The organism is Mycetocola zhadangensis, assembly GCF_003668565.1.
Taxonomy (GTDB): domain Bacteria; phylum Actinomycetota; class Actinomycetes; order Actinomycetales; family Microbacteriaceae; genus Mycetocola_A; species Mycetocola_A zhadangensis.
In genome coordinates this window covers 1,133,631-1,146,375 of sequence record NZ_RCWJ01000001.1, presented here as the reverse complement: position 1 = coordinate 1,146,375, position 12,745 = coordinate 1,133,631, and the positions used below count along the sequence as shown (strand labels likewise).

At 63.5% G+C, this 12,745-nt stretch carries 12 protein-coding genes; 11 read left to right on the top strand and 1 reads right to left on the bottom strand.

The window, feature by feature from the left end:
* The first annotated feature begins 2 nt into the window (after positions 1–2).
* The 8 genes from D9V28_RS05515 to D9V28_RS05480 all read left to right on the top strand — a co-directional run bounded on the left by D9V28_RS05515 (position 3) and on the right by D9V28_RS05480 (position 9,264).
* Entirely contained in the window at positions 3–716 is a 714-nt protein-coding gene (locus D9V28_RS05515; RefSeq protein WP_121658641.1) for a YggS family pyridoxal phosphate-dependent enzyme, read from the top strand.
* Positions 717–753: 37 nt separating this feature from the next.
* Entirely contained in the window at positions 754–1,266 is a 513-nt protein-coding gene (locus D9V28_RS05510; RefSeq protein ID WP_121658640.1) for a cell division protein SepF, read from the top strand.
* A gap of 7 nt (positions 1,267–1,273) precedes the next feature.
* The gene (locus D9V28_RS05505) at positions 1,274–1,576 is read left to right on the top strand and encodes a YggT family protein (RefSeq protein WP_229727731.1); all 303 of its coding nucleotides are present in this window, start codon (positions 1,274–1,276) and stop codon (positions 1,574–1,576) included.
* Between the two features lie 124 nt (positions 1,577–1,700).
* Positions 1,701–2,327 carry a DivIVA domain-containing protein gene (locus D9V28_RS05500; protein ID WP_121658639.1) on the top strand — a complete coding sequence of 209 codons (627 nt, stop codon included), beginning with the start codon at positions 1,701–1,703 and terminating at the stop codon, positions 2,325–2,327.
* A 4-nt stretch (positions 2,328–2,331) separates the two neighbouring features.
* Positions 2,332–2,997 (top strand): signal peptidase II, encoded by a 666-nt coding sequence (gene lspA / locus D9V28_RS05495; protein WP_121658638.1) that lies wholly within the window; start codon positions 2,332–2,334, stop codon positions 2,995–2,997.
* Positions 2,997–3,917, top strand: coding sequence for an RluA family pseudouridine synthase (locus D9V28_RS05490; protein WP_121658637.1), 921 nt, complete (start codon positions 2,997–2,999; stop codon positions 3,915–3,917). Before lspA ends, D9V28_RS05490 begins: the two co-directional genes overlap by 1 nt.
* A 36-nt stretch (positions 3,918–3,953) precedes the next feature.
* Positions 3,954–7,472, top strand: coding sequence for a DNA polymerase III subunit alpha (gene dnaE, locus D9V28_RS05485; protein WP_220700450.1), 3,519 nt, complete (start codon positions 3,954–3,956; stop codon positions 7,470–7,472).
* 79 nt (positions 7,473–7,551) lie between these two features.
* A complete protein-coding gene (locus tag D9V28_RS05480) occupies positions 7,552–9,264 on the top strand; it encodes a hypothetical protein (protein ID WP_121658636.1) in 1,713 nt (570 codons plus the stop codon).
* Here the strand turns inward: D9V28_RS05480 and D9V28_RS05475 are convergent.
* On the bottom strand, positions 9,261–9,746 hold the full coding sequence (locus tag D9V28_RS05475) for a flavin reductase family protein (protein ID WP_229727730.1): 486 nt from the start codon (positions 9,744–9,746) through the stop codon (positions 9,261–9,263). The two genes, D9V28_RS05480 and D9V28_RS05475, sit on opposite strands and share 4 nt — an antisense overlap.
* Positions 9,747–9,827: 81 nt before the next feature.
* On the opposite strand from D9V28_RS05475, the gene hisD reads away from it, so the two are divergent.
* The 3 genes from hisD to D9V28_RS05460 are packed head-to-tail and all read left to right on the top strand — an operon-like array spanning position 9,828 to position 12,713.
* Complete coding sequence (hisD, locus tag D9V28_RS05470) at positions 9,828–11,144, top strand: histidinol dehydrogenase (RefSeq protein ID WP_121658634.1); 1,317 nt, start codon at positions 9,828–9,830, stop codon at positions 11,142–11,144.
* Positions 11,145–11,190: 46 nt separating this feature from the next.
* Positions 11,191–11,679: a transcriptional regulator NrdR gene (gene nrdR, locus D9V28_RS05465; protein WP_121658633.1), complete on the top strand. Its 489-nt coding sequence runs from the start codon at positions 11,191–11,193 to the stop codon at positions 11,677–11,679.
* Positions 11,679–12,713: a quinone-dependent dihydroorotate dehydrogenase gene (locus tag D9V28_RS05460; protein ID WP_121658632.1), complete on the top strand. Its 1,035-nt coding sequence runs from the start codon at positions 11,679–11,681 to the stop codon at positions 12,711–12,713. Before nrdR ends, D9V28_RS05460 begins: the two co-directional genes overlap by 1 nt.
* Positions 12,714–12,745: the final 32 nt, after the last annotated feature.

The following is a 12,745-nucleotide window of genomic DNA, read 5'->3' as shown; positions in this document are numbered from 1 at the left end:
GAATGACCCTCGAGAACGAACAAACGCTCGGCCAGCGCCCGCTGGCCGAGCGTTTGGCGTCGGTACGAGCGGGAATTAGCAACGCAGCCTCAGAAGCGGGGCGCGATCCGAACGAGATCACAACGATAGTTGTCACCAAGTTCCATCCGGTTCGGTTGATCGAGGATCTCTACGACCTCGGCGTTCGGGACGTCGGCGAAAACCGGCACCAGGAGGCATCCGCCAAGGCGACTGAACTAGCCGCGCTTCCCGACCTTTCCTGGCACTTCGTCGGGCAGTTGCAGTCCAAGAAAGCCAGGCAAGCCAGACAGTACGCATCCGTGGTGCATTCAGTTGACCGGCCCGCGCTCGTCACAGCGCTCGACAACGCCGGTGCCGACATGCCCCCGCTGCCCTGCTTCGTGCAGATCAACCTCACCGAGGACGAGGGGCGTGGGGGAGTGCAGCCATCAGGGCTTGAAGCCCTCGTGGAACAGGTGCTCGGCGCCGCCGGGCTCGACCTGTTTGGTGTCATGGCCGTCGCTCCCCTCGGGGAGGACCCTCGCGCGGCTTTCGCCCGACTGCGCGCATACTCGGAGCGCGTCGTCGCGCTCACACCGACGGCGACCCGGATCTCGGCCGGCATGTCACACGACTACCGGGAAGCGATCCTCGAAGGCGCGACACACCTTCGCATTGGGACCGCAATCACCGGAAACAGACCAACAGACGGTTAATCTTCATAGAGAAGGAACCGCACAAACGGAGGTAGCGATGTCCAACCCGCTGAAGAAGACCATGGTCTACCTTGGCCTCGCAGATGACGATCTCGAGTACGAGGAGCGTGACTCTCCCGCCCAGCAGGCAACCCCTGCGGCTCAGAGCTCCAACGCCTCCACAAATTCGAACGGTGCACCTGCCCAGGGGCCGACCCCCGTTGCCACCCGTGCCCCTGTGACACCGTTGCGACGCCCGGCTGCCACCAAGCAGGCCGCGCCGAGCGAGCTCAACGAGATCCTCACCGTGCACCCCAAGCAGTACCGTGACGCCCAAGTGATCGCAGAAACGTTCCGTGATGGAGTGCCTGTCATCATCAACCTGTCGCAGATGAGCGAAGGCGACGCCAAGCGTCTCATCGACTTCGCCAGCGGACTCTCGCAGGGGCTGTACGGCAAGATTGAACGCGTTACGAGCAAGGTATTTTTGCTCTCGCCGCAGCACGTCGCCGTGCTCGGAGAAGCCGGTGGAGCTGCTGCGGCAGAATCCACCTTCTTCGCTCAGCAATAATTGACGGGTGGACTCCGTTCTTTCTCTGATTCGTAACATCCTTTATTTCGCGCTGCTGCTGTATTTCTTCGCGATGTGGGCGCGATTTGCGCTCGACCTCGCGCGGACGTTCAAGCCGCGCTGGCGTCCGGAGGGCTTCCTTCTGGTCGCCGCGGAGGTCGTCTACTCGTTGACCGACCCGCCCATCCGTTTCTTTCGGCGTATCCTTCCGCCGATCCGGATGGGTGCGCTCGCTCTCGATTTCGGCTGGAGCATCACCATGCTGTGTGTCATCATCGCGATGACGCTCGTCAACGCGATCCTGCGCTGAGCCCGTTCGTAGCGGTATCCTGAAAGACACGTGTCTCGCATCGCGTCATCCCCAGCTTTTCGGCAGAGGATTTTGCTAGCGTGGGCACGTCCAATCGAGCCAATCAAGTAAGAGGTGGGAAGCCATGGCGTTAACTCCGGAAGACGTAGTCAACAAGCAGTTCCAGCAGACCAAGTTCCGCGAGGGCTACGACCAGGACGAGGTCGATGACTTCCTGGACGAGGTCGTCGTCGAACTGCGCCGCCTGCACCAGGAGAACCAGGAACTTCAGGCCAAGCTCGAGGCAGCCGGATCCGGTTCGACCGAGCGTCAGGCAGAGCCGGTCGTCGTTGCCGCCGCCGCACCAGCACCCGCCCCGGTAGCCGCTGCCCCCGTTGTTCAGCCCGTTCAGGCACAGGACGACTCCGAGTCCTCCTCGAGCCTGCTCCAGCTGGCACGTCGTCTCCACGACGAGCACGTCCGTGAGGGTGCCGAGAAGCGCGACTCCCTCATCGCCGAAGGACACGCCACAGCGGCTCGTGTCGTCGCCGAGGCCGAGGCCAAGCAGCGCGCGCAGATGAACATCCTCAACGAGGAGCGTTCGAAGCTCGAGAAGAAGATCGACGGACTGCGCGAGTTCGAGCGCGAATACCGCCAGAAGCTCCGCGGCTACATCGAGAGCCAGCTGAAGGACCTCGACGCCAACGGTGGCCCGAGCAACCAGAAGTCGGGCTCTGGTTTCGTGACCAGCGCCGAAAAGTCCAACGTCTAAGGTCTTGCCCAAGACGCCAACTGGTACTTCCAGTGTTCGAGCGCTCGTCGTTCTCGCGGCCCTCGCGGGAACGGCGCTCGCGCTTGATCAATTCACGAAACACCTCGTCGTCTCAAACCTGCCGCTTGGCGAACAGGTTCCGGTTCTTGGCGATCTGCTCATCCTGCAGTTCGTCAAGAACCCGGGGGCGGCCTTCTCGCTTGCAGCAGGCAGCACCTGGATCTTCTCGATCCTGGCCACGGTTGTCACAGTTGCGATCATCGTCCTGGCTCGAAAGATCCGTTCGATCGGATGGGCAGTCGTTTTCGGGCTTCTGCTCGGCGGCGTTCTCGGCAACCTGACCGACCGATTCTTCCGCGAACCGTCATTTGGTCTCGGTCACGTCATCGACTTCATCTCCACGCCGTGGATGATGCCGGCGATTTACAACATCGCTGACATCTGCATCGTCTCCAGCATGGGTCTGTTCATCATTCTCACGCTGCGCGGAATCAACCTCGACGGCTCGAAAACCGTCGCGACGAAAGATTCCGAAGCGGATGCCACGGCTTCAGTCGAATCGGACGGCGCCAGTGCCGAACCCGCCGCTCAAACCATCGACTCAACTCCACCCCTGCCCGAACCGGCCCAGCCGGACTCGACGACCGACCCGAAACACCTCCCAGCCTGATGGAATCCCGCAGTCTTCCCATTCCCGACGGGCTCGATGGGTCACGTGTTGACGCCGGTCTGGCCAAGGTGCTCGGCTTTTCCCGCAGCTTTGCGGCTGAGGTCGCCGAAGCAGGAGGAGTCTCCATCGATGGGCGCACCGTCGACAAGTCCGACCGGCTCCGTGCAGGAGGCTGGCTCGAAGTCAACTGGGCACCGCGCCAGGAGCCGGTCGTTGTTCCTGTCGTGGTGAGCGACCTGCATGTCGTGTACGACGATGACGACATCATCGTTGTGGACAAGCCAACAGGAGTCGCTGCTCACCCGTCCGTCGGATGGACCGGTCCGACGGTGCTCGGCGCCCTGGCCGGAGCCGGGTACTCCGTCTCAACCAGCGGCGCCACCGAACGGGCCGGTATCGTCCATCGGCTCGACGTCGGCACAACAGGCCTCATGGCCGTTGCCAAGAGCGAGCGCGCATACACGGCTCTCAAGCGGGCGTTCCACGACCGCGAGGTGGAGAAGATCTACCACGCCGTCGTGCAGGGCCACCCAGACCCACTGGCCGGAACCATCGACGCACCCATCGGGCGCCACCCCAGGCACGACTGGAAGTTCGCCATCACGGCAGAGGGTAAACCCTCGGTAACGCACTATGAAACGCTTGAAGCGTTCCGGAGCGCTTCGCTACTCGAGGTGCACCTGGAATCCGGCCGTACGCACCAGATTCGGGTTCACATGGCCGCCCAACGGCATCCGTGTGTCGGGGATCCTCTCTACGGCGCCGATCCCACCATCTCGGCACGGCTTGGGCTGACGAGGCAGTGGCTCCACGCCCGTCAACTGTCGTTCACTCACCCGGGTACGGGGGAGTGGGTTACATTCACTTCCGACTACCCGGCCGACCTGCAGCACGCACTCGATGTCCTCGGCGAGGATTAGGCTTGTAGTTCAGCCCCTCAGCTTCCCGGAGAAGTCTTGACCTCATCAGACGACTCGTTCGTTCACCTGCATGTCCACAGCGAGTATTCGATGCTCGATGGCGCCGCGCGCGTCAAACCCCTGATCGACGCTGCTCTCGCCGAAAAGATGCCAGCGGTCGCCGTAACCGACCACGGAAACATGTTCGGCTCCTTCGACTTCTGGCGAACGGCAACAGCGGCGGGCATCAAGCCCATCATCGGCACCGAGGCGTACGTCACGCCGGGAACCCACCGAAGCGACAAGACACGGGTCCGCTGGGGTTCGAGCACCCAGGGGCGCGATGACGTCTCCGGTAGTGGTGCGTACACGCACATGACCCTCCTCAGCGAGACCACCGAGGGCATGCACAACCTGTTCCGGATGTCGTCTCTCGCGTCGATCGAGGGCTACTACTTCAAACCGCGCATGGACCGCGAGCTGCTCTCGACCTACGCGAAGGGCGTCATCGGAACCACCGGATGCGCCGGTGGCGAGATCCAGACCCGCCTTCGACTCGGCCAGTACGACGAGGCCAAAAAAGCCGCTGCAGAGTTCCAGGACATCTTCGGCAAAGACAACTTCTTCTGCGAGGTGATGGACCACGGCATCGACGTCGAGCGACGAACAATGACCGACCTGTTCAAGCTCGCGAAAGAGCTCGACCTGCCGCTTCTCGCCACCAACGACTTGCACTACACACACGCCCACGACGCGAAAGCGCACGCCGCACTGCTGTGTGTGCAGTCCGGTTCGACGCTGGACGACCCGAACCGGTTCAAGTTCGACGCCGACGAGTTCTACCTCAAGTCAGCCGAGCAAATGCGCCAGTTGTTCCGTGACCACCCCGAGGCATGCGACAACACGCTGGCGATCGCCGAACGCTGCAACGTCGAGTTCAACACGAGCGCGAGCTTCATGCCCCGGTTCCCGGTCCCTGCGGGTGAAACCGAGGAGACCTGGTTCCTCAAGGAAGTCGAGCGGGGACTCCACGTCCGCTACCCGAACGGCATCCCTTCCGACGTTCGTGAGCGCGCGAACTACGAGGCGGGCGTCATCGTCCAGATGGGGTTCCCCGGGTACTTCCTCGTGGTCTCCGACTTCATCAAGTGGTCGAAGGAGAACGGCATTCGCGTCGGTCCCGGCCGTGGTTCGGGTGCCGGATCGATGGTCGCGTACGCCATGAAGATCACCGACCTCGACCCTCTCGTCCACGGGCTGATCTTCGAGCGGTTCCTCAACCCTGACCGCGTCTCCATGCCCGACTTCGACGTCGACTTCGATGACCGGCGACGCGGCGAAGTGATTCGCTACGTCACCGAGAAGTACGGCGATGAGCGCGTCGCGCAGATCGTCACCTACGGAACCATCAAGGCCAAGCAGGCGCTTAAGGACTCCTCGCGAGTGCTCGGCTTCCCGTTCGGGATGGGCGACAAGCTCACCAAGGCCATGCCGCCACCCGTCATGGGCAAGGATGTCCCGCTGTCCGGCATCTTCGACAAAACCCACCCCAGGTACAAGGAAACCGTCGACCTCCGCACCATCGTCGAAACCGACGCCGAGGCTCGGACGGTCTTCGACACCGCGCTCGGCATCGAGAACCTCAAGCGCCAGTGGGGTGTGCACGCCGCAGGTGTGATCATGTCGAGCGACCCGCTCATCGACATCATTCCGATCATGAAGCGTGAGCAGGACGGCCAGATCGTCACGCAGTTCGACTACCCGGCCTGCGAATCGCTCGGGTTGATCAAGATGGACTTCCTCGGGCTGCGCAACCTCACGATCGTCAGCGACGCGCTCGACAACATCGAGTCAAACCGTGGACACCGGATCGAGCTCGAGGAACTCGCCCTCGACGACAAGGGTGCATACGAACTTCTCGCCCGAGGCGACACTCTCGGTGTGTTCCAGCTCGACGGCGGCCCGATGCGAAGCCTGCTTCGCTCGATGAAGCCAGACAACTTCGAAGACATCTCCGCGGTAATCGCCCTGTACCGGCCAGGTCCGATGGGTGCTGACTCGCACACCAACTACGCACTGCGTAAGAACGGCCTGCAGGCGATCACCCCGATCCACCCCGAGCTCGAAGAGCCGCTGCAGGAGATCCTCGGACAGACCTATGGCCTCATCATCTACCAGGAGCAGGTGATGAGCGTCGCGCAGAAGGTCGCTGGCTTCTCGCTCGGCCAGGCAGATATTTTGCGCCGCGCGATGGGCAAGAAGAAGAAGTCCGAGCTCGACAAGCAGTTCGAGGGCTTCAGCGCAGGCATGCACGAACGCGGGTACTCCGATGCGGCCGTCAAGGCGCTGTGGGACATCCTCCTGCCGTTCTCGGACTACGCGTTCAACAAGGCTCACTCAGCGGCATACGGTGTTGTGTCCTATTGGACCGCCTACCTCAAGGCCCACTATCCCGCCGAGTACATGGCGGCGCTCCTCACGAGCGTCGGTGACGCTCGTGACAAGCTCGCCATCTACCTCAACGAGTGTCGGCGCATGGGCATCCAGGTGCTCCCGCCTGACGTCAACCAGTCGATCGGCTTCTTTGCTGCGGTCGGCGAAGACATCCGCTTCGGCCTCGGTGCGGTTCGCAACGTCGGATTCAACGTCGTCGAGGCGATCCGAGCCACCCGCGAACGCGAGGGTGAGTTCACCTCGTTCCACGACTTCCTGCGCAAAGTGCCGCTGCAGGTGGCCAACAAGCGCACCATGGAGTCGCTCATCAAGGCAGGGGCATTCGACTCGCTTGGAGCCACCCGTCGCGGCCTCATCGAGATTCACGAAGACGCCGTCGAGAGCGCCGTCAGCCTCAAGCGCAACGAAGCCAACGGGCAGGTTGACCTGTTCGGTGGAATTTTTGAACTGGATGCCACGGCGGAAGCGGTCCCGGATCGTCCGGAATGGTCCAAAAAAGACAAACTCGCGTTCGAGCGCGACATGCTCGGCCTGTACGTTTCGGACCACCCGCTTGCCGGTCTCGAACTGGAACTGGCCAAACACGCGTCGACAACCATCACCGATCTGCTCACATCGGATCTGACCGAGGACGGGGACACCGTCACGATCGCCGGGCTCACCACGAGCGTTCAGCATCGAGTGGCCAAGACATCGGGTAACCAGTACGGCATGATCCAGGTCGAGGACTTCGGCGGTGAGATCACTGTCATGTTCATGGGCAAGGCCTATCAGGAGTTCGCGCCAACGCTGGTCAACGATGCGGTGGTCGTTGTTCGTGGTCGCGTCAGCATGCGAGATGACGGCATGAACCTGCACGCGTACAGCATCTTCTCGCCCGAAACCGGGCAAGGAGGATCAAGCGGACCACTTACCCTGACGATGCCAGACTTCCGTGCGACGACCGAGCTCGTCACACAACTCAGCGGCATCCTCACCCGTCACTCGGGTGACGCAGAAGTGCGCCTGAAGCTCGTACGTGGCGACACCGCCCGACTGTTCGAAATCCCATACCCGGTGAAGGTGACGCCCGATCTCTTCGGAGAGCTGAAGTCGTTGCTGGGGCCAAATTGCCTCGGCTAGTATCGGCTGCAACCGTTCGGAGTACATTCGTGCCTCGGCAGAACGACCGTGCCACCAGCGGTGACCAAAGGAAACTGTGATGACCAACCCTGAAACCCCTCCCGTTGAACCGCAGCGGTCCGCACCACACGCCCCGGACGCCACAGTCGATGGGGAAGGGCTATCGCAACAGGCCGGTCAGTCTGAGCCGGTCTCGGCCCCGCATGTCCCGGATGAGCCTCACGCGACGCAGTCTGTGGCAGCGCCAGCCGCACAGCCAGTGACGCCGCAGTTTGCCGCTCAACCCGGTCACCCCGAGCAGCAGTTTGCCGCTCAACCCGGTCACCCCGAGCAGCAGTTTGCCGCTCAACCCGGTCACCCCGAGCAGCAGTTTGCCGCTCAACCGGATCACCCTGAGCAGCAGGCGCCCGAGTCCGCGTACCCGGCACACCAGTACGCCGCGCAATCCGGCTACCCGCAGCCGTACCCGCAGGCGTACGACGGTTCGCAACAGTCGACCGATGGGCACCCCCAGGCATTCGCGCCTTCGGCAGCCGCCCCCGCGCAAGCCAGGCAGCGGCGCCCGCGATTCGACGAGAACGGCGCTGCCTACGGCGTCGGTCCCTTCACCCTGCGTGAAACGATCTTTGTGATCCTGGCCGCCCTGGTGCTCGTTTCGTCGTTCCTTCCGTTCATCGGCGGCGTCTACGCCGACCTGTTCGGATACACCAGCCTGTGGGCACCTGCCCCGTGGATCGCCATTCCAGGCGCGCTCCTGCTGGCCGTCGCAGCTGCGCTCATTGTTATTCGCCGCCTTCGCCCGTCACAGCGTCTCCGGGTCGGGTCACTGTCCGTCGATCAGTTTGCTTCGGCGATGGCGATCTCCACTGCCGGGTTCTACGTTGGCGCCCTGTTTTTGGTCCTCGGCTTCTCCGCGTGGTTCGGCGGTAACGCGTTCGGCCGCGACGCCGAGGTGATCGCCCCGGGCCCCGGCCTCATCCTCGGCCTGATTTTCGCCCTGGCCAGCCTCGTCCCTACGACGTTCGCACCATTCACGGCGCCGCTCAAGGACGACTTCGCGCGGCGAGAGGAAACACCGGCACACCCGCTCGCGCGGGAGGCGAACCCGGTGCCGCGTCGTCCACGACCCGTCCGCCCCGAAGCGCCCCATGCGCCAGAGGTGCACTCATACAGCCAAGAGAACACCGGGTCAGTGCAGCTGACCCCGGCGGATGCCCGGCCGGAGGACTTCGCAGCGTACCGACGAAAGAGCTGGACGCCAGAACCGATCGTCGCGACAGACGACGCAACGTTCGACCCTTCCGCCTCCGCCTCAGACACTGAGGGAGAACCTCAGACCGAGATTCTCGACTCCCGTGAGCTCGCGGACGCGTCGGCTCCGACGCCACATGAGACCCCAGTCCTGTTCACAAACAGTGACGAGGACCGAGACGACGACGAGTCTCACCTCGGGAACGAACCAGCCCCCGTTTCGGCAATTCGCCACGTCGCCGAGCAGGAGATTCTGGGAGACTCTGGCGCGACGTCCGACATCGGTTCCGCGGCAGCCAGCGAGCATGCGCCGATGCCCGCGACGGCCCAGACACCACCCGTCGTCTCCACCCAGCCGTTCTGGGTTTACTCGCCTGTTCCGCTTCCGATCGTCGATGAGACTTCCGGGGCGACGGTGTTCGAGATTGGCCCCAGCGCATGGGCGCTGGCTATCGTCGACCGCGGAAGCGAACTCGTCATCCGGCACGACGATGGCCGGGTTGGTGTCCTCCGTCAGCTCACCGGAATCATGCGCGGTTAGGCGACATCGCCTGGGCGCAGATACTGGCGCTCGTGGTACAGCAGGGGAGCGTCGTCCGCTCCCACTTCACCGCTTTCGATCTGCACGACGACAAGAACGCTGTTGTGTACGGGGAACCGTTCGATGATGCGTCCTACCATCCAGGTTGTGACGTTGTCCAGGATCGGAAGACCGTGTGCGCCTTCATGCCAGTGTTCGCCAACGAAGCGTGATGCATTGTCGCCGCTCATGGTTTCGGCGAGCGACCTGTTGCGTGCGCCGAGCATATGAATCACGACTCGCTCGGTTTCGGCGATCGCCGGCCAGCTGCTCGCGCTCCGGGCCATATTGAATGTGGCAAGGGGCGGGACGGCACTCAGTGATGCCAACGACGTCGCCGTGAATCCGACAGGTTTTCCCTGGGCATCTCGCGCCGTGATGGCGGCGACTCCGGCTGCGTGCCTGCGGAAAGCGGCTTTGAACGCGTCGAGGTCGTCCTTCATGGGATTCATCGTGTGTTGAGTTTCCTTTCACCTGCGCCGAGTAACCGACCCTGCGACGCCGGGCGATAGGCTGGTACCGCCATGATCCAGAAGACAATCCAGACACTTGACCTGCGCGGTATTCAGCCTACTCGCGCTGAACTGTTGCACCTGATCCCTCGCCCGGTCGTGGATATCGCCGTTGCGAGCCAGGCAGCCGAAAAGCTGATCGCGGAGGTTCGCGCCGAGGGTGAGACAGCGCTCAAGCGTCACGCTGCAGCATTCGATCGGGTGTCCGATGTCGAGGTTCGCGTGGATCCGGCCGAAATCACCGCAGCCGTTGCCACTCTGGATCCAGACGTAAGAGCTGCGCTCGAGGCGTCCATTGAGCGAGTGCGCACGGCGAGTGAAGCCCAGCTGCACGCGCCTGTGGCCACCACCCTCGGGCCCGGTGCCCACGTGCACCAGCGTTGGGTGCCCGTCGGTCGAGTCGGCCTGTACGTGCCCGGCGGTAAGGCGGCGCTCTCATCAAGCGTCGTGATGAATGTCGTCCCGGCGCAGGTGGCCGGAGTGCAGTCCATCGCACTGGTCTCTCCGGCTCAGAGCGAGTTCGGCGGGCGTGTCCACCCGACCATTTTGGGTGCCGCAGGGCTCCTCGGCATCGACGAGGTCTACGTGATGGGAGGCGCCAGCGCCATCGGCGCCCTCGCATACGGGGTTACATCACTCGGACTTGAGCCAGTCGATGTTGTGACTGGCCCGGGCAACATTTACGTAGCGGCCGCCAAACGGCTGGTACGCGGCGTCGTCGGCATCGACTCTGAAGCAGGCACGACGGAAATCCTGGTCATCGCCGACGAGACAGCGAACCCGCGATACGTCGCGGCCGACCTGATCAGCCAGGCCGAACACGACGAAGCGGCAGCAGCACTCCTCGTCACCGACTCTGCCGAGCTGGCCGAGCGCGTCGTCCAAGAGCTTGACGTTCTGGCGGCAGCAACGCCGAACTCCGCCCGCGTTATTGAGGCCCTGGGCGGCCAGCAGTCGGCGATTGTCCTCGTCGACGACCTCGGAGCAGCCGCGCGCTTCAGTAACGTCTACGCACCGGAGCACCTCGAGATCCAGACGGCGAACAACACCGCGGTCCTCGCGACAATCACGAGTGCCGGCGCCATCTTCGTCGGCGCACACTCGCCTGTGAGCCTGGGGGACTACCTCGCCGGCTCCAACCACGTTCTCCCGACGGGCGGCCAGGCCCGATTCTCGTCGGGCCTCGGCGCCTACACCTTCCTTCGTCCGCAACAGGTCATCGACTACGACAGGGCAGCCCTCGAACAGGTCGCTGCAGAGGTCGTCGCGTTGAGTGGTGCCGAAGCGATGCCCGCGCACGGCGCTGCCGTCACCGTCCGGTTCTCATAGCCGCTCGCGACTGGCGCCGAAGCATCCGTTACTAGCTGGAGTCCTCATGTTCTGTCCATTTTGTCGCCACCCCGATTCCCGCGTGATCGACTCCCGCACGAGCGACGACGGACTCTCGATCCGACGCAGAAGGCAGTGCCCGGAATGCGGCAGGCGATTCAGCACAACCGAGACCGCGAGCCTCAACGTGATCAAACGATCTGGCGTTGTTGAACCGTTCTCGCGCGACAAGGTTGTCTCCGGCGTTCGGAAGGCGTGTCAGGGCAGGCCGGTCACCGACTCTGACCTGGCGATCCTCGCCCAGAAAGTGGAAGAGTCCATCCGTCAGACCGGCACAAGCCAGATTGACGCCAACGAGATCGGACTGGCCATCCTCACCCCGCTGCGGGAGCTTGACGAGGTAGCGTACCTCCGCTTCGCCAGTGTGTACCAGGCGTTCAATTCGCTCGAGGATTTCGAGTCGGCCATCTCCCTGCTTCGAGTCGAGCACGCGACCGGGCTTTCAGCCGACGCCGCAGATAACGTCGACCGCTGATGTACCCGTTCTTCTTCCGTACAGTCCTGTCCGCACTCGACCCGGAGTTCGCTCACCACCTGGCGTTCGACGTCATCCGGGTGCTGCCGAAGCTGGGCCTCGGGTCGGCCATCCGGCGACACACCGCACCCGCTGCTGACCTCAGCGTGTCGACGCTCGGGCTCACGTTCCCATCACCGTTCGGCGTCGCGGCCGGCTTCGACAAAGACGGAAAGGCGGTGCTCGGTCTCGGGCTCCTCGGCTTCGGCCACGTTGAGGTCGGCACGCTCACCGCCCACTCTCAGCCGGGCAATCCCAGACCGCGCCTCTTCCGCCTCGTTCCGGATCGCGCGGTGATCAACCGAATGGGCTTCAATAACGGGGGAGCAGCGGATGCCGCCAGGCGGCTTGGCAGCGTACGTCGCGCACCGCATCGTCCAGTGCTCGGGGTCAATATCGGCAAGAGCCGGGTGGTGAGTGTCGATAACGCGATCGGCGACTACCTCACAAGCACGCGGCTGCTCGCCCCGGTCGCTGAATATCTGGTCGTCAACGTCAGTTCCCCGAACACCCCGGGGCTGCGGGGCCTGCAGGAACTGGACAAGCTCGCGCCGCTGCTCGCCGCGGTGAAGGGGGAGGCCGGTTCGACGCCGCTCCTCGTGAAGATCGCGCCAGACCTCACCGACGAGGAGGTCGTACGGATCGCCGAACTCGTGGTGTCGCTGAGTCTGGATGGCATCATCGCCACCAACACGACCCTGTCCCGTGAGGGGCTCGCCACCGATTCGTCCGTTGTGAAGGCGGCTGGAGCAGGCGGCCTGTCCGGTGCGCCGCTCGCCAAGCGGTCCCTCGAGGTTCTCCGCGTCATCCGCGGCGTCGTGCCGAGTTCGCTCTGCGTCGTCTCCGTCGGGGGAGTGTCCACTGCGGAAGAGGTCGCCGAGCGACTGGATGCTGGAGCGACCCTGGTCCAGGGCTACTCAGCGTTCCTTTACCTCGGCCCGCTCTGGGCGCGCCAGATCAACCGGGGACTCGCCCGACTTCGTTCACAGCGCTAAACGAGTAGAAAAAGAACCGCCTCACCGATCAT

Excerpts from the sequence above, each read along its gene's own strand:
- D9V28_RS05515 (WP_121658641.1), top strand. The coding sequence starts at position 3 with ATGACCCTCGAGAACGAACAAACGCTCGGCCAGCGCCCGCTGGCCGAG.
- D9V28_RS05510 (WP_121658640.1), top strand. The coding sequence starts at position 754 with ATGTCCAACCCGCTGAAGAAGACCATGGTCTACCTTGGCCTCGCAGAT.
- D9V28_RS05500 (WP_121658639.1), top strand. The coding sequence starts at position 1,701 with ATGGCGTTAACTCCGGAAGACGTAGTCAACAAGCAGTTCCAGCAGACC.
- D9V28_RS05490 (WP_121658637.1), top strand. The coding sequence starts at position 2,997 with ATGGAATCCCGCAGTCTTCCCATTCCCGACGGGCTCGATGGGTCACGT.
- D9V28_RS05480 (WP_121658636.1), top strand. The coding sequence starts at position 7,552 with ATGACCAACCCTGAAACCCCTCCCGTTGAACCGCAGCGGTCCGCACCA.
- D9V28_RS05475 (WP_229727730.1), bottom strand. The coding sequence starts at position 9,746 with ATGAAGGACGACCTCGACGCGTTCAAAGCCGCTTTCCGCAGGCACGCA.
- hisD (WP_121658634.1), top strand. The coding sequence starts at position 9,828 with ATGATCCAGAAGACAATCCAGACACTTGACCTGCGCGGTATTCAGCCT.
- nrdR (WP_121658633.1), top strand. The coding sequence starts at position 11,191 with ATGTTCTGTCCATTTTGTCGCCACCCCGATTCCCGCGTGATCGACTCC.
- D9V28_RS05460 (WP_121658632.1), top strand. The coding sequence starts at position 11,679 with ATGTACCCGTTCTTCTTCCGTACAGTCCTGTCCGCACTCGACCCGGAG.